Raw genomic sequence first — 16047 nt, 5'->3', positions numbered from 1 at the left:
CCGCCGCCCGCGCGCGCACCGCCGCCGGGCCACGGCTGGCCCGCCGCGGCGCGGTGACCAGCACGGTTACCGAACGCCCGGCGCGGGTAGAGGCGACGCTCGAACCGGTGTGACCGGGACGGGGACTCGCCGGGCGGTCCTCCACGCCGGCCCGGCGAGCGGGTCCGGTGTGGAGCCCGCCCCGCCGGAAAAGGGGTACGGACGGTGCGGCAGTGGTGGCGGGGCGTGGGTGGGCGGATCCGGCACGACGGCAGGTCGGTGGTCGAGCTGACGCTCGCCGCGACCGTCGCCTGGATGCTCGCCGCGCGGGTGATCGGTCACCCGGACCCGTTCTTCGCGCCCACGGCCGCGTTGGTCGTCCTGGGCGAGGCGCGGGGGCGGCGGGTCCGGCAGACGGTGGAGATCCTGCTCGGGGTCGCGGCCGGCGTGCTCGTCGCCGAACTGCTCGTGTACGCGCTCGGCCCCGGCACCGGCACCGTCTTCCTGGTGCTGACGCTGACCACCGGCCTGATGGTGGCGATCGGGGCGCGCACCACCCTCGTGGTGCAGGCGGCGGTCTCCGCCATGTACCTGGTGGCGGTCGCCGCGCCCAGCGGCACGCTGATGCCCTTCCGGTTCGTCGACGCGCTGATCGGCGGCGCGGTCGCCCTGGCCGCGAGCCAGCTCCTGGCGGCCCGCGACCCCCTCGCTCCGCTGGTCGGCCAGGCCCGGCAGAGCTTCGCCGACCTGGCCGACGTGCTCGACGAGCTCGACGGCGCGCTCGCCCGCTGCGACGAGACCGCCGCCCGGGCGGCGCTGGAGCGGGCCCGGGAACTGGACGACTGCGTCGACCAGCTGCGCACGGCGGTCCGGGCCACCGGGGAGACGTTGCGGTTCCACGTCCGCCGGCGGCGGCACGTCGGGCAGGTGCGCGACGTGGAGGCGACCACCCGGCAGCTGGACTACGCCGTCCGCAACGTCCGGGTGCTGGTCCGCGCCGGGGTGACGCTGACCCGGCTGTGCGCCGGGACGCCGCCGGAGCTGGGCGACGCGCTGCCCGCCCTGGCCGCCGCCGTACGCGCCGCGGGCGAGGCGGTGGCGACCGACCTCACCGGCGAGGACGCCGACCGCCACGCGGCGCGCGCCGACGAGGCGGCCATGACCGCGGTCCGGGTCGCCGGTCGACTGCTCGCGGCCGACCCGGCGCTGCCCGTCACGATGATCGTCGGCCAGATCCGGGCGACCGCCATCGACCTGCTGCGCGGCGTCGGCCGCGACGACGTCGCCGTGTTGGAGCGGGTGGACGAGGCGCTCGGGGTGGTGCCCGCTCAGCCCGCGTCGCAGCGCTCCGACAACGCGTAGCGGACCAGCACCACGTCGCCGATCTGGCGGGTCTCCGCCACCCGGGCCCGGCGGCCGGGATGCCAGGGGAAGCTGCCGTCGCCGACGAACCTCGGAGCCCGCCCGTCGCCGACGAAGAACGGGGCCAGCACCAGGTGCAGTTCGTCGGCGAGGCCGGCGGTGAGGAACTGCCCGAGCACGTTCGCCCCGCCCTCCACCATCAGCCGGTCGACGCCCCGGGCCGCGAGGTCCGCCAGCGCCCACGCCGGGTCCACCGGTTCGCCCGCGTCCACCACGGTGGCCCGGCCGGCCAGCCGCTCCCCCGTCTTCTCCACCGCGGGCGTGGCACAGTAGACGATCCGCTCGGCGTCGCCGGTGGTGAAGAAGCGGGCCGCCGGATCCAGGTCGCCACAGCCGGTCACCGTCACCTTGGTCGGTGAGGCGGGCAGGCCCCGCGCCACGCGTTCGGCGCGCCGCCGCGCGGAACGGACCAGTAGCCGGGGATCGTCGCGGCGGACCGTGCCCGCGCCGACCAGGATCGCGTCGCAGCCGGCCCGCACCTCGTCGACCCGGTCCAGGTCGGCCTCGTTGGACAGCAGCAGCCGCTGCCCGCTGGCGTCGTCGAGGTAGCCGTCGAGCGACGTCGCACAGCTGAGCAGGACGTACGGGCGCTCAGTCACGGACGAAGGGCAGGTCGAGGGCGTGCCCGCCACGCCCGGCCTTCGCCGCCAGGTAGCCGGCGTTCGCGCCCGACAGGTACACCCCGGTGGGTACGCGCTCGGCGACGGCGACCCCGAGCCGGGTCAGCTGCGCGGCCTTGTCCGGGTTGTTGCTGAGCAGGGCGACCCGGTCCACGCCCAGCGCGGCGAGCATCTGCGCGGCCACCGTGTAGTCGCGTTCGTCGGGCCGGCGCCCCAGCGCCAGGTTCGCCTCGTAGGTGTCCAACCCCGCGTCCTGCAACGCGTACGCGTCGAGCTTGGCGTACAGGCCGATGCCGCGTCCCTCCTGCCGCAGGTAGAGCAGGTAGCCGCCGGCGGCGGCGACGCGTTCGACCGCCTCCCGCAACTGCGGGCCGCAGTCGCAGCGCCGGCTGCCGAACACGTCCCCGGTCAGGCACTCGCTGTGCGGGCGCACCAGCGGCGGCCTCGGGGGTGCCGCGTCAGCGTCGCCGGGGCCGGTCCGGTCGCCGAGGCCGAACGCGAGGTGTTCCCGGCCGTCGACGAGACCGTCGAAGGAGAACACCCGGGCGGTGGCACGGTATCCGTCGGGGAACCGCAGCGGCACCGTGACCTGCGTGCGGACGGCGGCGGCGGGCGGGGCTTCGGACATCGGGCTCCTCGTCAGACGGTGTCGGCGGGCACACGGGCACGGCGGACCAGCAGGACGGCGGCGCCAGGCAGGCTCGCGGCGAGCACCAGGGCCCCGTACACCGTGGCGGTGGCGACGCCCTCGGCGGCGCCCAGGCCGGCGGCGCCGAACGCCCACGCCGCCACGCCCTCGCGGGGACCGAAGCCGGCCACGTTCGCCGGCACCCCCATGGCCAGCAGCGCCAGCAGCGTCAGCGGCACCAGCAGGGCCAGCGGCGCGGTGGAGCCGGCGGTGCGCGCGGCCAGCACGAAGGTGGCCAGGTGGCCGGCGACGGCCACGGTGGAGGCCACGACCACGCCCAGCCAGGCGCGGCGGCCGAGCAGCCCGGCCCGGACGTCGGCCGCCGCCGCGCGCGCCGCACGCGCCCACCGCGACGCGCCGGTGGTGGGCAGCGCGCGGGCCAGCAGGACGACGCCCAGCCCGGCCGCCGCCAGCAGCGCCGCCACCGCCGGCAGGTGGGGCCGCACCGGCGACGGGAAGACGGCGAGCACGACCACCGCCACGACGGCCAGCACGACCTGCCCGGCGGCGCGTTCCCACACCACCGCGCGCACACCCCGGCCGACGTCGCCGACGTCGCGGCCGTGCCGCACCGCCCGGTGCACGTCGCCGAGCACACCGCCGGGAAGCGTCGCGTTCAGGAACACCGCGCGGTAGCAGTGCGCGACCGCCGTCGGCAGCGGCAGCCGTACGCCCAGCCCGCCCGCCACGAGGCTCCACCGCCAGGCGCAGCAGCCCGTGGTGAGCGCTCCGATGCCGACGGCGGCGGCCAGCGCCGGGGCGTCGATCAGGCGCAGCCCGGCGAGGAACGGGCCGGTGCCGAGCCAGCCCAGCAGGACGGCCAGCAGTCCCCCGCCGCCGACCAGCCGTGCCCACGGCCAGAACCGGCGCGTCGTGCCCGCCGCCATCCCGGTCCTCCCCCGACGATCGCCCCGCCCATCGGCACGCACGGGCGGGGCGTGCGGTTCACCCACCGCCGGCCAGCAGGTCGAGGTGGTCGACCAGCACGTCCAGCCGGCCGGCGGCGATCTCGGCGCGGCGCCGGCGGGCGTACGACCGGGTCGGGCCGGTCAGCTCGGGCCGCTGTGCGCAGGCGGCGTCGAGCCAGCCGGTGAACCACTCGCCGACCAGCTCCGCCTGCTGCGGGCCGAGCCGCCACGGGCTGGGCCGCACGAGCACGTCGAGGCCGTGCCGGGCGAAGGCCGCCGCGCAGGCGCGAACGGCGTCCGGCCCGAGCAGGGCCCGTCCGTCGACCGTACGACGCTGGTGGTCGTTGAACGCGGCGGCGATCCGCCCGTCCCACGGGTCCGCCGGGGTGAGCCGCACCCGGCCGGTCACCGACAGGGCCAGCAGGGTCGGGCGGCCGGCGGCGGCACAGGCCGCCACGAGCCGCTCGATCTCCTGCGCGGTGAGCATGTCCAGCAGGGCGGACGCGGTGACCAGCGACGCGTCGGACAGGTCGGCGGCGGTCAACCGGGTGAGGTCGCCGACGCGGGCACCGGCGGTGACCGGGGCGCCGTCACCGGCGGCGGCGGGCATCCCGGCGGCCGCGCGGGCGAGCAGGTCGGCGTCGCGGTCGTGCAGGATCCAGTGCTGCGGGCCGGGCAGCAGCGGCGCCAGCCAGCGACCCATGGAGCCGGTGCCGGCGCCGAGGTCGTGCACGACGAGCGGCCCGGCGCCGGCCAGCCGGCGACGCACGACATCCACCAGGTCCACGGCGCGGGCCGCCGCGTCGGCGGGCTCCCGCAGCGCCAGCCAGGCCGCGAAGTGCGGCGGCAACTGCCCGGTCATGCCGCCATCACCCCGGCCAGCACCGCCCCCGCGACGGTCGCGGGCACGGCCCAGTCGTCGAGCGTCTGCCGCCGCGCCCGCGCCGCCCGCCGCAGCGCCCGGCGCAGGGCGGGCTCGCCGAGCCAGCGCCGCAGCGCACCGGCCAGGGCCGTCGGGTCGTCGGGCGGTACGAGCAGGCCCGGCGCCGCCCCGCCGGGCGCGCGGCCCAGCGCCTCGGGCAGCCCGCCGGCCGCCGTGGCCAGCACCGGCACGCCCCGCGCGAGGGCCTCGGTGACCACCATGCCGTACGTCTCCCGGCGCGAGGGCAGCACCAGCAGGTCGGCGGCGGCGTACGCGGCGTCCAGGGCCGCCCCGGTGCGGGGGCCGACCAGGCGCACCCGGTCGGCGAGCCCGCGCCCGCCGACCCGCCGGCGCAGGGCCGCCACGAACCCCGGGTCCCGGGTCAGCGGCCCCACGCAGACGCAGCTCCAGGGCAGGTCGGCGACGGTCGACAGCGCCTCCACCAGCACGTCGTGGCCCTTGTGCGGGGTGAGGGCGGCGACGCAGAGCAGGTTCCCCCCGGCCGGTGACCCTGGCGCGGGCGGGGCCGGGTCCACGCCGGGCCGGGCGACGTGCACCCGGTCGGGCGGCAGCGCGTACCGGTCCAGCAGGCGCCGCCGGGTCCACTCGCTGGTGGTGACGACCGCGACGGCGGCGGCCAGGGCGGCGGCCTCGGCGTCGTGCTCCAGCGGCAGGTGCACGAGGACGACAACGCGCAGCCGCCGGGCGTGCGGGGTCAGCACCTCCGGCACGCACGAGGCCACCAGCCCGTCGAGCAGGACGGGCGAGGCGTCGGGCAGCGCCGCGAGCACTTCGGCGAGCCCGGCGCGCGCGGCCCGGTCGGGGTGGGGCCAGTCGCCGGGCACGGCGTGCTCGCGGACCGTCCAGCCGGCCGCCGCGAGGCCCCGGCAGAGCCGGCGGTCGTAGCCGTTGCCGCCGCTCGGCTCGGCCGGGTCGTCGATGTCGTTCGGCAGCACGACGTGCACCGTCGCCATTCACAGCGACCGTTCGTAGCTGGCCCAGGCGACGTGCGACTCGTGCAGCGTGACGGTGATGCCGGCCAGGGCGCGGGCGCCCGCGCCGAGGTCACCGGCGCGTACCCGCTCGGCGAGGCGGTCGGCGACCGCGCGGGCCAGCACCTCGGTGGTGGTGTTCACCCCGGCGAAGGCCGGCTCGTCGTCGAGGTTGCGGTAGGTCAGTTCCCCGAGCACGGCCCTGAGCTGGGCGGTGGCCAGCCCGATGTCGACCACCACGCCGTCGGCGTCGAGGTCCCGGCGGCGGAACGTGGCGTCGACGACGAACGTGGCCCCGTGCAGGCGCTGCGCCGGGCCGAACACCTCGCCCCGGAAGCTGTGAGCGATCATCATGTGGTCTCGGACGGTCACGCTGAACACGGGTCACTCTCCGTCGTAGGTGATGAGGTGGCACAGGGCGGGGAGGCTGCCGGCGGTCAGCCGGGCCAGCACGTCGGGCAGCTCCGCGAAGCGGGACCCGCCGGTGAGCAGCGCGTCGAAGGCGGGATCGGCGAGCAGGTCCAGGGCGAGCCCGAGCCGGTCGGCGAAGCTGCGGCTGTCCCGCCGGGCCGGCGCCACGGCGCCCACCTGGCTGGCGCGTACGGTCAACCGGCCGGAGTGGAACGCCCCGCCCAGCGCCAGCGCGACGGTGCGGTCGCCGTACCAGCTCAGCTCCACCACGGTGCCCTCCGGCCGGAGCAGTTCCAGGGAGCGTTGCAGACCGGCGGCCGTCGCGCTGGCGTGCACCACGAGGTCCCGTCCGCCGGTCGCCCCCTGCGGCAGCGCGAACCCGACGCCGAGTGCGGCGGCCACCTCCGCCCGGGTCGGGTCGGTGTCGACCAGCTCCACCCGTACGCCGGGGAAGCGGGCCAGCAGCGCCGCCACGCAGCAGCCCACCATGCCGGCGCCGACCACGCTCACCCGGTCGCCGACCAGGGGCGCGGCGTCCCACAGGGCGTTCACCGCCGTCTCCACCGTCCCGGCGAGCACCGCGCGGGCGGGCGGCACCGCGTCGGGCACGGGCACCACCGCCTCGGCCGGTACGACGTACGCGCTCTGGTGCGGGTGCAGGCAGAACACGGTCCGGCCGCGCAGCTCGGCGGGGCCCTGCTCGACCACTCCCACGTTGAGGTAGCCGTACTTCACCGGCCCCGGGAAGTCGCCCTCCTGGAACGGGGCGCGCATCGCCGCGTACTGGTCGGCGGGAACCCGGCCGGCGAAGACGAGCGTCTCCGTGCCGCGGCTGACCCCGGAGTACCGGCTGCGCACGAGCACCTCACCCGGGCCGGGGGCGGCCAGCGGCACCGACCGGATCTCCCCTCTGCCGGGCGTACGCAGCCAGAAGGCGCGCGCCTCACCGGTCACCGGCTCCTCCTCACCCGTGTCCGCAGCGAACCGAACGGCGGTGTTTCCCGTAGTTCCTGTCGGAAGTCGTCGACCATAGACACGGAGGCACGGTGCCCACGGTTCGAAAAGGCCCGGCGATCGGGTTGATCGTCCAGATTGTCCTGTTGGCGGGGCTGGCCGCGACGGTCGGCCTCGGCCCGGCGGGCTGGCTCGCCGGGGGCGCGTACGGGGCGGTGCTGTGCCTGACCCTCGACCGGGGGCTGCGCGGGTCGGGCTCGCACGCCCTGGGGCCCGCCGACCGGGTGACCCTGGCCCGGGCGCTCCTCGTCGGCGCCGTGACGGCGCTGACCGGCGACGCGCTCGTTTCGGCCGGCGTCGACCGGCCCGCTCCGGCCGGGACGCTGGTCGCCCTGACCGCCGTGGCGCTGGCCCTCGACGCCGTGGACGGGTACGTGGCCCGGCGTACCGGCACCGCCAGCGCGCTGGGGGCCCGCTTCGACATGGAGGTCGACGCGTTCCTCATCCTCGTCCTCGGGGCGGCCGTCGCGCCGGCCGTGGGCGTCTGGGTGCTCGCCCTCGGCGCCATGCGGTACGCGTTCGTCGCCGCCGGGTGGGTGCTGCCCTGGCTGCGCCGGCCGCTGCCGGCGCGGTACTGGCGCAAGGTCGTCGCGGCGGCGCAGGGCGTGCTGCTGCTGGTCGCGGCGGCCGGGGTGCTGCCCGGGCCGGGCGACGCGCTGGTGCTGGCGGTCGCGCTGGCCCTGCTCGTCGAGTCGTTCGGCCGCGACGTCGCGTGGCTGTGGCGGCACCGCTCCGCGGGGGCGGCGCCGCCGGCCGTCGCGCACCGCCGGGTCCGGCCCGCGCCGGTAAGCCCCGACCTCGCCGCCGCCCGTGACTGACCCGACGTCGCCGCCGCCGGTGACCCACCCGAACCCGCCGCGCGAAGCCGAACCGAACCCGCCGCGCGGGGCCGAACCGAACCCGCCGCGCGGGGCCGGACCGAGCCCGTCGCCGGACGGGCGTGGCCGGCCGGCTGTCGGGATGCGCGGCCGTGCTCCCGACGCAGCGGACGGGCGGCGACCGGGTGCGGCGTGGGCGGGGACCGCACTGGCCGCCCTGCTCGTGCTGGCCGCCCTGACGGCGCCCCACCAGCCCGCCCAACTCACGCCCGGCGCATTCGTGCGGGTACCCCTCGAAGGGCTGCTCGTCGTCGCCCTGCTGCTTGCCCTGCCGGCACGCGCGCGGCGGCCGGTGGCGGCGCTCGCCGGCGCGTCGCTCGGGTTGCTGGCCGTGCTGAAGCTGGCCGACCTCGGCTTCCTCGCGACGCTCGGCCGCCCCTTCGACCTCGTGCTCGACTGGGCCCTGCTCGACGACGCGCTCGGGTTCCTCACCGACTCGGTGGGCCGGGCGGGCGCCGCCGGCGGGGTCGTCGTAACCGTGCTGCTGCTCGCCGCCCTGCTCCTCGCGACGACGCGGTCGGTGCTGCGGCTGGCCCCGCTGCTCGCCCGGCACCGTGCGGCCACCCGGCGTACCGTCGCGGCGCTGGTGGTCGTCTGGCTGGCCTGCGCCGCGTTCGGCGTGCGGGTGTCCCCGGGCGTGCCGGTTGCCGACGTCGCCGCGACCGACCTGGTCGGCGCCCACGCGCTCCAGGTGCGCGCCCGGCTGCGCGACCGGGAGGTCTTCGCGGCCCAGGTCGGCGACGACGCGTTCCGGGACACTCCCGGCGAGCGCCTGCTGGGCGCGCTGCGCGGCAAGGACGTGGTGGTCGCCTTCGTGGAGAGCTACGGGCGCGACGCGGTGCAGGACCCGGAGTACGCCCCTGGCGTGGGTGCCGTGCTGGCCGACGGGGACCGCCGGCTGCGGGCGGCCGGCTTCGCCTCCCGCAGCGGATACCTCACCTCACCGACCACCGGCGGCGGAAGCTGGCTGGCCCACGCGACGCTGCTGTCCGGGATGTGGGTCGACAACGACCAGCGGCACCGCAGCCTGCTGGCCAGCGACCGGTTGACGCTGGGCGGCGCCTTCGGGCGGGCCGGGTGGCGCACCGTCGGCGTGATGCCGGCCGCCAACCGCCCCTGGCCGGAGGGGGCCTTCTTCGGCTACCAGCGCTTCTACGACGGCCGCAGCCTCGGCTACCGGGGACCGAAGTTCGGCTACGCGCCGATGCCCGACCAGTACACGCTGGCGGCCTTCGAGCGCCTGGAACGCGCACGGGCGGACCGCGCCCCGGTGATGGCCGAGATCGCGCTGGTGTCCAGCCACTCCCCCTGGACGAGGATCCCGCGCCTCGTCGACTGGGCCGAACTCGGCGACGGGACCGTCTTCCACGACGCGAGCACCGGCAACCCGTCGTCGCAGCCGCGCGCCGGCTACCGCCGGTCCGTCGAGTACTCGCTGTCCACCCTCGTGTCCTACCTGGAGACCCACGGCGACGACGACCTGGTGCTGGTCTTCCTCGGCGACCACCAGCCCGCCCCGGTCGTCACCGGTGCCGGGGCGGGCCGGGACGTCCCGGTCACCGTCGTCACCCGGGACCCGACGGTGCTCGACCGGATCTCGGGCTGGGGCTGGGACGAGGGCCTCCGGCCGGGTCCGCGCGCACCGGTCTGGCCGATGGACGCCTTCCGCGACCGGTTCCTCGCCGCCTTCAGCGGCTGACCCGCCGGACCCGCACCGGTGGTCGGCCACCGTCCGCGCGCCGACGGCAGGCGTCCGAACGGCCGACGGGGCCGCCGCCGGGAAGGCCGAACGGAGCCCCGCCGTCGGGGCGGTCCGTCAGCGGGGGGCGACGAGGCCGGCGTAGTCGTCGGCGGCGAGGGGTCGCCGCGACAGCGAGCCGTCGGCGCGCGGCACCCCCAGCGGGGCACCGCCCCGGAGGAAGGCCACGGTGTCGACGTCGGAGCGGGCGGTGAGGGTGCAGACGATCTGGCCGAAGGCGAGGACCTCGTCGCTGCGGCCCGTCTCGTCGCCGGTTCCGCCGAGTTCCACGTCGACCTCGGTGCCGCGTGGCCGGGCGGTGGCCGCCGGCACGGCCCCGGGCAGGGCCGTCGTGAGCCCGGTCTCGCGTTCGGCGGGGGTCGGGCCGGCCAGCAGGTGCTGGAGCTGGGCGTCGACGGTGGGCGTGCCGTCGACGCGACGCTCGACGCGGACCAGCCGGTCGTCGCGGACGAAGCAGAGGACCGCGGTCGTCCGACCCGTCGCCAGGGTGGGGCTCGGCGTCGCGGCGACCGTCCCCGGCGAGGGGAACGGGCCGGGCGGAGGCGCTACGGTGCGCGGGGCGTCCTCGGTCGGTACGCCGCAGCCGGCCAGCAGCCCCAGGACGACGAGCGCACCGCCGACGCCGCGCCACCGGCCCGACCGCCACGCCCACCGGCGGGGCACCGGCGACGGGCTCGCGGGCGGGCGGGCGGTCACGGCGGGCGGCCGGCTCGCGGGCGTACGGGCGGTCACGACAGCGCTCCGGGCAGCTCGACCCGGAAGCAGGCGCCCCCGCCGGGGCGATCGCCCGCGCTGGCCCGCCCCCGGTGCGCGGCGACGTGCTCGGCGACGAGCGCGAGCCCGAGCCCCGTGCCGTCGCCGTCGGCGCGCGAGTGCGCGGCCCGGCCCCGGACGAAGCGGTCGAAGATGATCTCCCGATCCTCCGGTGGCACACCCGGCCCCTCGTCGTCGACCTCGACGATCCCCGTGCCGTCGCGCTGCGACAGCCGTACGGCCACCGGCCCGCCGCCGTGGCGCAGCGCGTTGTCGACCAGGTTGGCCAGGATCTGCTCGACCCGACGCTCGTCGACCAGCCAGGTGGGGGCGACGTCCCGCTCGACCCGTACGAGGGTGTCGGGCAGCCCGCGTGCCTGGCAGGCCCGGCGGGCCAGCGCCGCCACGTCGACCGGCGTCCGGTCGACCGGCTGGTCGCTGCGGGCGAGCTGGATGAGGTCGTTGACGAGCTGCTGGAACCGGGTGATCTCGTCGGCCACCAGCCCCGCCGCGGTGGCGGTGCGCTCGTCGAGGTGCGCCCGGCGACGGGCCAGGACGCTGGCGGCGGCCGACAGGGTCTGCAACGGCGAGCGCAGCTCGTGGCTGACGTCGGCGGCGAAGCGGCGGTCCCGCTCGATGCGGCGCGAGAGCTGGTCGACCATGTGGTTGAAGGACGTGGAGAGCCGGGTCAGATCGGGGTCGGTGGTCGCCGCGAGCCGGGCGGAGAAGTTGCCCGCCGCGATCTCCTGCGCGGCGTCCGCCACCGCCGTCAACGGCCGCAGGCTGTGCCGGGTGGCGTACCAGCCGAGGGCGGCGCCGGAGCCGGCGACCACGATGGCCACGGCGGTCAGCGCGAGCGCGAGGACCCGCAGGGTCTGGTCCAGCTCCCGCAGCGACGTCAGCTCGTAGTAGCTGGTGGAGGGCGCCAGCGGCAGGCCGACGAGCAGGGTGGGCTGGCCGTTGACCCGGACCCGCTGCACGGCCGGTTCGCCGGCGTGGACGAGCCGTTGCAGGTCGACGGGGATGGCGGCGGTCAGGCCGGCGTCGGCCGTACGGGCGTACCAGTCGTCCCCCCGGTGCAGCAGCGGGCGGCGGACCCCGCCGGTGTCGAGCGACCGCAGCACCTCCACCACGTCGGGGCTCTCCGTGTCCAGGCCGGTACGCACCACCGCCGCGTCGAAGTACGCCGCCCGCACCGCCGTGCGCTCCCGCTCGTCGAGCAGCGACCGCCGGGTCAGCTCGTACGAGACCAGCGCCATGGAGGCCGACAGCAGCAGCGCGCCGACGGCGAAACCGGCGGACACCCGGGCCCGCAGTCCGAGCCGCCTCACCGGGTCAGCTTGTAGCCGAGGCCGCGCAGGGTGACCAGGTGCCGGGGATTGCCCGGATCGTCCTCGATCTTCTGCCGCAGCCGCCCGACGTGCACGTCGACGAGCCGCTCGTCGCCGGTGTCGTAGCCCCAGACCCGTTGCAGCAGCTGGTGGCGCGACAGCACCCGGCCGGCGTGCTCGGCCAGCTCGCACAGCAACCGGAACTCCGTACGCGTGACCGGCACCGGCTGCCCCGCCAGGCGTACCTCCCCGGCGTCCGGGCTGATCTCCAGCTGCCCGAACGTGAGCACCGGGACGGGGTCGGGCGCCGCCCGGGCCCGGCGCCGCAGGGCGCGCAGCCGCGCCGACAGCTCCTTGATCGCCACCGGCTTGACCACGTAGTCGTCGGCCCCCGCCTCCAGCGCCGCGACGATGTCGTGGGTGTCGTCGCGGGCGCTGACCACCACGATCGGCACGTCGTCCTCGCGGCGCAGCCGCCGGATGCACTCGAAGCCGTCCAGCCCCGGCAGCATCAGGTCGACCAGGACGGTGTCGGCCGGTTCCTGGCGCTGCCTGAGCAGCCCCTCCTCGGCGCTGGCCACGCCCCGGACGCGGTAGCCCTCGTCCTCGAGCGCGAGCAGCAACGCCAGACGGATCCGGTCGTCGTCCTCGATCACCAGTACGTCCGTCATACCGGCATCATCCCCAAGGCGACGAGCGCCGCCCAACCGTGTCCGGCGTTCAGCGGTTTTGTCACGCAACTGTCATACAACCGCGTGGCCTGCGCCACGGGCGACGCCGAGGGTGGTGGGGCACGCCCGTGGTCCGGCCCTGCCGGCCGACCGGTCCCGGAGGAGGGGATCAGAATGACCGTCGCCGGTATCGTCACCGCGCTCGCCGTCGGTCTCCTCGTCGCCGGGGTGGGCTGGCGGATCACCCCGCGCCGGCGGGAGGTGCCGCTCTGGCTGGCCCTGGTGGCGGGGATCGTCACCGCGCTGCTCGGCGTCATCCTGGCCCGCATCGTCGGCCTCGACACCGACCGGTCCGGCGCGTGGCGCGTCGCCGTGCCGGCCGGTTCGGCCGTCCTCGGCGTCGTCCTCGTGGCCGCCACGGCCTGCGGCCCGCGACGCGCCGCCGCCGCGCCGCGGGGCACGGGGCCGGACCTCGACACCGCCCAGACGCCGCCGGTCGCGGGCCGGCGGATGGCACGGCCCGACCTCCCGTGGAGGAAGACACCATGACCGTCGTACCGGACGAGCACCTGATGACGTTGATCTGCGACAACTGCGGGGACACGACCACGGGCACCGCGTGCGTCCTGCCCGACGCCGAGGTCGTCTGGACCCTGGTGGCCGAACACGGCTGGAGCGGCTCGCCGTTCGCCACGGGCCCGCACCGCTGCCCCCGGTGCAGCCTGCCGGGTCTCGACGTCGGGGGCGACACGGTCGGGCAGGGCGGGCAGCCGGGCGGCGGGGTGCTGGGCGTCGACCACCTCGACGACGTCGCGGTGGTCACGGCCGCCGGGGACATCGACGCCGACGCCGCCGACGAGCTCCGGTCCGCCCTGCGGCAGGCCGTGGACGTCTGCGGGCACGTGGTGGTGGACCTGACCCGCGTCCATCTCATCGACGCCGCCGGGCTCGGGCTGCTCGTCCGGGCGCACCGCGACGCCCGCGAGCGCGGTGCCGTGCTCTGCCTGGCGGCCCCGTCCCGCTTCATCCGCACCGTGCTGCACACGATGCGGCTCGACGGGCTGTTCCCGATCTTCGCGAGCCCGCAGGAGGCCCTGCGCCGGCTGTCCCCCGGCGGGGCCGGCGAGCTGGCGGCCGTCGTCGCCGGGCCGGAGCCGCGCGGGCTCTCCCCGGCGGTCATGACCGACGCGTCGTCCCGCTGACCGATCCCGGCCCCCGGGGCCGGCAGAGCACCGAGAGGAAACACCCATGCTCATCCCCTGGCCGTACCCGGACGAGGGCGCGTCCCACCCGCAGCCGCCGGACCCCTCGCCGGACGACGAGGACGGCCGGCTGGCGGCCCTGGTCGCCCAGCGGTTGAGCAGCGACTGGACCACCCGCCGCCAGCAGATCGTGGTGACCGTGCAGAACCGCGTCGTCATCCTGGCGGGCATCGTGGCCGGCCCGGACACCCGGCAGGTGGCCGGCGAGATCGCCTGGGACGTCGGGGGCGTCGTCGACGTGTGCAACGCCCTGCGGCTCGCCGACTCCCGTCGGTTCCGCCGCTGACCGTCGGCCCGTCGCCGCCGGCCCCGCCGCCGGCGACGGGCGGGCGCGGAGGCGGGTCACGCGGCGGGCTGGTCGACCGGGCAGGCGTACGCCGTGCGACCGCCCAGCTGCCAGGTGCGCACCGGCGCGCCGCAGCGCCGGCAGGCCGGGCGCTTGTACACCCACCGCTCGTCGGGTGCCGCCGGGTCGCTGACCACCTGCCCGGCGTCGCGCCCCAACGCCAGGTACCCGACGGCGAGCTCCCACAGCAGGCGGGCCGACGCCGCCCCGACCGCCCGGGTGTCCGGGTCGAGGCCCGCGAGGAAGAGCAGTTCCGCCCGCCAGGCGTTGCCGAGGCCCGCCCACACGGCCTGGTCGAGCAGGGCCGCGCCGACCGCGCCGCGGGCGGCGCAGAGCCGGCGTACCGCCTCCTCGGCGTCGGCGTCGCCGCGCAGCGGGTCGGGGCCGAGGGAGGCCCGCAGCGCGCGCTCGCCGTCGTCCGGCAGCGGTTCGCAGCGGATGGGCGCGATCAGGTCGTACGCGACGCCGGCGCCGGCCAGGCGCAGCCGGACGCCCGTGCGGGGCGGGACGGTCGGGTCGCCGTGGCGCAGGAACAGCCCCCGCATTCCGAGGTGCACGTGCAGGGCCGGCGCGTCGTCGACGTGGTAGAGCAGGTGCTTGCCGTACGCCTCGACCGCGCGCAGCCGTCGCCCGTCGTACGGCCGGACGTCCAGGCGGCCCTGCGGGCTGGACGCGGCGAGGACCTGCCCGGCGAGCGCGGCGTGCTGCTCGCGCGCGTACCGGTGGATGAGGTGGCCCTCGGGCATGCGTACGGGTACCCGGGGGTGGGACACGAAAACGGCAGGTCGGACGGGGGAACACCGGTGCCGGATCCGCGGTTGTCCCCTTCGTGACCGACGCTGTCCCGCACCCACGGCTGTTCGACATCCGGCGGATCTACGTGGAGCCGGAGGCCGCCGCCCTGCCCCGTGGGCGGGCCGTGCTGGAGCGTTTTCCCGACGCGGAGCGGGTGGAGGTCGACAGCCACTCCCGCATCCCCGAGCTGTACGGGGACGAGACCAACGTCGCCCGCTGGGTACGGATCAAGACGGAGGCGCTGGTGCTGGGGGTCAAGAAGTCCCTCACCGCCCGCCCGAACGGCCGCTCGGCCGACTTCATCGCCCCGTCGACCGCGAACGGCTGCGCGATGGCGTGCGCCTACTGCTACGTGCCTCGACGCAAGGGCTACAGCAACCCGGTGACGGTCTTCGCCAACATCGACCGGATCGGCGGCTACCTGCGCCGGCACGTCGGCCGGCAGGGCGTCAAGGGCGAGCCGAACCAGTGCGACCCGGCCGCCTGGGTCTACGACATCGGCGAGAACTCCGACTGTTCGCTGGACGCCCGGATCTCCGACAACGTACGGGACCTGGTGACGCTGTTCCGGGACCTGCCGACGGCGAAGGCCACGTTCGCCACGAAGCACGTCAACCGTGACCTGCTCGACTGGGATCCGCGGGGCCGCACCCGCGTCCGGTTCTCGCTGATGCCGGCCCGGGACGCGAAGCTGCTCGACATCCGCACCTCCCCGGTCGCCGAGCGGCTGGCCGCCATCGACGACTTCGTCGCGGCCGGCTACGAGGTGCACGTCAACTTCAGCCCGGTGGTGGTCCGTGACGGATGGCTGGACGACTGGGCGGAGCTGCTCGACCAGCTCGACGACGCGCTCGGGCCCGCCGCCAAGGCGCAGCTCGCCGCCGAGGTCATCTTCCTGACCCACAACGACCGGCTGCACGAGGTGAACCTCGGCTGGCACCCGAAGGCCGAGGAGGTGCTGTGGCGGCCCGAGATCCAGCAGCCGAAGCGGTCGCAAAGCGGCGGCTGGAACGTCCGCTACCGCACCGGCGCCAAGGGCGCCTACGTGGCGGCGCTGACGGACCTGATCGCCGCGAAGGCGCCGTACTGCCGCGTCCGCTACGCGTTCTGACGGCCCTTCTGCCGTGCCCGGTCGAGCTTCGGCTTTCGGCCCGCGTGGGAAAAGGGTCCGTAAAGCAGTTCAGGGCCACCCCCTGCGGGGTGACCCTGAACCGAAAGATTGTCCGGCGGTGTCCTACTCTCCCACACCCTCCCGAGTGCAGTACCATCGGCGCTGGAGGGCTTAGCTTCCGGGTT

18 protein-coding genes and 1 rRNA gene are annotated in these 16047 nt (G+C 76.7%); 7 read left to right on the top strand and 12 right to left on the bottom strand.

The features are described from left to right. The first annotated feature begins 204 nt into the window (after positions 1–204). A complete protein-coding gene (locus ACTMS2_RS26740) occupies positions 205–1341 on the top strand; it encodes an FUSC family protein (RefSeq protein WP_441177868.1) in 1137 nt (378 codons plus the stop codon). On the opposite strand, the gene ACTMS2_RS26735 is transcribed toward ACTMS2_RS26740, so the two are convergent. The 7 genes from ACTMS2_RS26735 to ACTMS2_RS26705 are packed head-to-tail and all read right to left on the bottom strand — an operon-like array spanning position 1308 to position 6896. Beyond that, complete coding sequence (locus ACTMS2_RS26735) at positions 1308–2000, bottom strand: RibD family protein (protein ID WP_441177867.1); 693 nt, start codon at positions 1998–2000, stop codon at positions 1308–1310. The two genes, ACTMS2_RS26740 and ACTMS2_RS26735, sit on opposite strands and share 34 nt — an antisense overlap. Then, a complete protein-coding gene (locus tag ACTMS2_RS26730) occupies positions 1993–2649 on the bottom strand; it encodes a GTP cyclohydrolase II (RefSeq protein WP_441177866.1) in 657 nt (218 codons plus the stop codon). Before ACTMS2_RS26730 ends, ACTMS2_RS26735 begins: the two co-directional genes overlap by 8 nt. Before the next feature lie 11 nt (positions 2650–2660). After that, on the bottom strand, positions 2661–3596 hold the full coding sequence (locus ACTMS2_RS26725; protein WP_441177865.1) for a lysylphosphatidylglycerol synthase domain-containing protein: 936 nt from the start codon (positions 3594–3596) through the stop codon (positions 2661–2663). 58 nt (positions 3597–3654) lie between these two features. Then, a complete protein-coding gene (locus ACTMS2_RS26720) occupies positions 3655–4479 on the bottom strand; it encodes an SAM-dependent methyltransferase (protein WP_441177864.1) in 825 nt (274 codons plus the stop codon). Beyond that, positions 4476–5513 carry a glycosyltransferase family 4 protein gene (locus tag ACTMS2_RS26715; protein WP_441177863.1) on the bottom strand — a complete coding sequence of 346 codons (1038 nt, stop codon included), beginning with the start codon at positions 5511–5513 and terminating at the stop codon, positions 4476–4478. The genes ACTMS2_RS26720 and ACTMS2_RS26715 overlap by 4 nt, the downstream gene beginning before the upstream one ends. Next, positions 5514–5912 (bottom strand): 6-pyruvoyl trahydropterin synthase family protein, encoded by a 399-nt coding sequence (locus tag ACTMS2_RS26710; RefSeq protein ID WP_441177862.1) that lies wholly within the window; start codon positions 5910–5912, stop codon positions 5514–5516. It abuts the gene before it with no gap. A gap of 3 nt (positions 5913–5915) precedes the next feature. Beyond that, positions 5916–6896 (bottom strand): dehydrogenase, encoded by a 981-nt coding sequence (locus tag ACTMS2_RS26705; protein WP_441177861.1) that lies wholly within the window; start codon positions 6894–6896, stop codon positions 5916–5918. A gap of 92 nt (positions 6897–6988) precedes the next feature. Between ACTMS2_RS26705 and ACTMS2_RS26700 the strand changes: the two genes are divergently transcribed. Together ACTMS2_RS26700 and ACTMS2_RS26695 are read left to right on the top strand one after the other, a co-directional pair. Beyond that, on the top strand, positions 6989–7774 hold the full coding sequence (locus ACTMS2_RS26700; RefSeq protein ID WP_441177860.1) for a CDP-alcohol phosphatidyltransferase family protein: 786 nt from the start codon (positions 6989–6991) through the stop codon (positions 7772–7774). Positions 7775–7916: 142 nt separating this feature from the next. Continuing rightward, a complete protein-coding gene (locus ACTMS2_RS26695) occupies positions 7917–9533 on the top strand; it encodes a sulfatase-like hydrolase/transferase (RefSeq protein WP_441177859.1) in 1617 nt (538 codons plus the stop codon). Positions 9534–9650: 117 nt separating this feature from the next. Here ACTMS2_RS26695 and ACTMS2_RS26690 read toward each other — a convergent pair whose 3' ends face one another. The 3 genes from ACTMS2_RS26690 to ACTMS2_RS26680 form a co-directional block, all read right to left on the bottom strand. Continuing rightward, positions 9651–10256 carry a GerMN domain-containing protein gene (locus ACTMS2_RS26690; RefSeq protein WP_441177926.1) on the bottom strand — a complete coding sequence of 202 codons (606 nt, stop codon included), beginning with the start codon at positions 10254–10256 and terminating at the stop codon, positions 9651–9653. Between the two features lie 65 nt (positions 10257–10321). Beyond that, positions 10322–11677 (bottom strand): sensor histidine kinase, encoded by a 1356-nt coding sequence (locus ACTMS2_RS26685; RefSeq protein WP_441177858.1) that lies wholly within the window; start codon positions 11675–11677, stop codon positions 10322–10324. Continuing rightward, positions 11674–12348 carry a response regulator transcription factor gene (locus tag ACTMS2_RS26680; RefSeq protein WP_088999853.1) on the bottom strand — a complete coding sequence of 225 codons (675 nt, stop codon included), beginning with the start codon at positions 12346–12348 and terminating at the stop codon, positions 11674–11676. Before ACTMS2_RS26680 ends, ACTMS2_RS26685 begins: the two co-directional genes overlap by 4 nt. 174 nt (positions 12349–12522) lie before the next feature. Between ACTMS2_RS26680 and ACTMS2_RS26675 the strand changes: the two genes are divergently transcribed. Genes ACTMS2_RS26675 through ACTMS2_RS26665 form a run of 3 tightly spaced genes read left to right on the top strand, consistent with a single transcriptional unit; the run spans position 12523 to position 13896 of the window. After that, complete coding sequence (locus ACTMS2_RS26675) at positions 12523–12897, top strand: GlsB/YeaQ/YmgE family stress response membrane protein (RefSeq protein ID WP_441177857.1); 375 nt, start codon at positions 12523–12525, stop codon at positions 12895–12897. Continuing rightward, complete coding sequence (locus tag ACTMS2_RS26670) at positions 12894–13550, top strand: STAS domain-containing protein (RefSeq protein WP_441177856.1); 657 nt, start codon at positions 12894–12896, stop codon at positions 13548–13550. The genes ACTMS2_RS26675 and ACTMS2_RS26670 overlap by 4 nt, the downstream gene beginning before the upstream one ends. 46 nt (positions 13551–13596) lie before the next feature. Then, positions 13597–13896: a BON domain-containing protein gene (locus ACTMS2_RS26665; RefSeq protein WP_441177855.1), complete on the top strand. Its 300-nt coding sequence runs from the start codon at positions 13597–13599 to the stop codon at positions 13894–13896. 56 nt (positions 13897–13952) lie between these two features. Here the strand turns inward: ACTMS2_RS26665 and ACTMS2_RS26660 are convergent, their stop codons facing one another. After that, positions 13953–14702, bottom strand: a complete 750-nt coding sequence (locus ACTMS2_RS26660; RefSeq protein ID WP_441177854.1) for a DNA-formamidopyrimidine glycosylase family protein — start codon at positions 14700–14702, stop codon at positions 13953–13955. A gap of 83 nt (positions 14703–14785) precedes the next feature. On the opposite strand from ACTMS2_RS26660, the gene ACTMS2_RS26655 reads away from it, so the two are divergent. After that, on the top strand, positions 14786–15862 hold the full coding sequence (locus ACTMS2_RS26655; RefSeq protein ID WP_441177853.1) for a spore photoproduct lyase family protein: 1077 nt from the start codon (positions 14786–14788) through the stop codon (positions 15860–15862). A 110-nt stretch (positions 15863–15972) separates the two neighbouring features. Here ACTMS2_RS26655 and rrf read toward each other — a convergent pair. Beyond that, a 5S ribosomal RNA gene (gene rrf / locus ACTMS2_RS26650) occupies positions 15973–16047 on the bottom strand; the annotation flags it as partial.

The sequence above is a fragment of the Micromonospora sp. SD12 genome, assembly GCF_052068495.1.
Classification (GTDB): Bacteria; Actinomycetota; Actinomycetes; order Mycobacteriales; family Micromonosporaceae; genus Micromonospora; species Micromonospora echinofusca.
The sequence above is the reverse complement of the archived record's forward strand: the minus strand, read 5'-3'. Positions and strand labels throughout refer to the sequence as shown.

What these genes read in the sequence shown, in the direction of transcription:
- ACTMS2_RS26720 (WP_441177864.1), bottom strand. Translation starts at nt 4,479, where the DNA reads ATGACCGGGCAGTTGCCGCCGCACTTCGCGGCCTGGCTGGCGCTGCGG.
- ACTMS2_RS26665 (WP_441177855.1), top strand. Translation starts at nt 13,597, where the DNA reads ATGCTCATCCCCTGGCCGTACCCGGACGAGGGCGCGTCCCACCCGCAG.
- ACTMS2_RS26660 (WP_441177854.1), bottom strand. Translation starts at nt 14,702, where the DNA reads ATGCCCGAGGGCCACCTCATCCACCGGTACGCGCGCGAGCAGCACGCC.
- ACTMS2_RS26675 (WP_441177857.1), top strand. Translation starts at nt 12,523, where the DNA reads ATGACCGTCGCCGGTATCGTCACCGCGCTCGCCGTCGGTCTCCTCGTC.
- ACTMS2_RS26680 (WP_088999853.1), bottom strand. Translation starts at nt 12,348, where the DNA reads ATGACGGACGTACTGGTGATCGAGGACGACGACCGGATCCGTCTGGCG.
- ACTMS2_RS26725 (WP_441177865.1), bottom strand. Translation starts at nt 3,596, where the DNA reads ATGGCGGCGGGCACGACGCGCCGGTTCTGGCCGTGGGCACGGCTGGTC.
- ACTMS2_RS26715 (WP_441177863.1), bottom strand. Translation starts at nt 5,513, where the DNA reads ATGGCGACGGTGCACGTCGTGCTGCCGAACGACATCGACGACCCGGCC.
- ACTMS2_RS26670 (WP_441177856.1), top strand. Translation starts at nt 12,894, where the DNA reads ATGACCGTCGTACCGGACGAGCACCTGATGACGTTGATCTGCGACAAC.
- ACTMS2_RS26695 (WP_441177859.1), top strand. Translation starts at nt 7,917, where the DNA reads ATGCGCGGCCGTGCTCCCGACGCAGCGGACGGGCGGCGACCGGGTGCG.
- ACTMS2_RS26730 (WP_441177866.1), bottom strand. Translation starts at nt 2,649, where the DNA reads ATGTCCGAAGCCCCGCCCGCCGCCGCCGTCCGCACGCAGGTCACGGTG.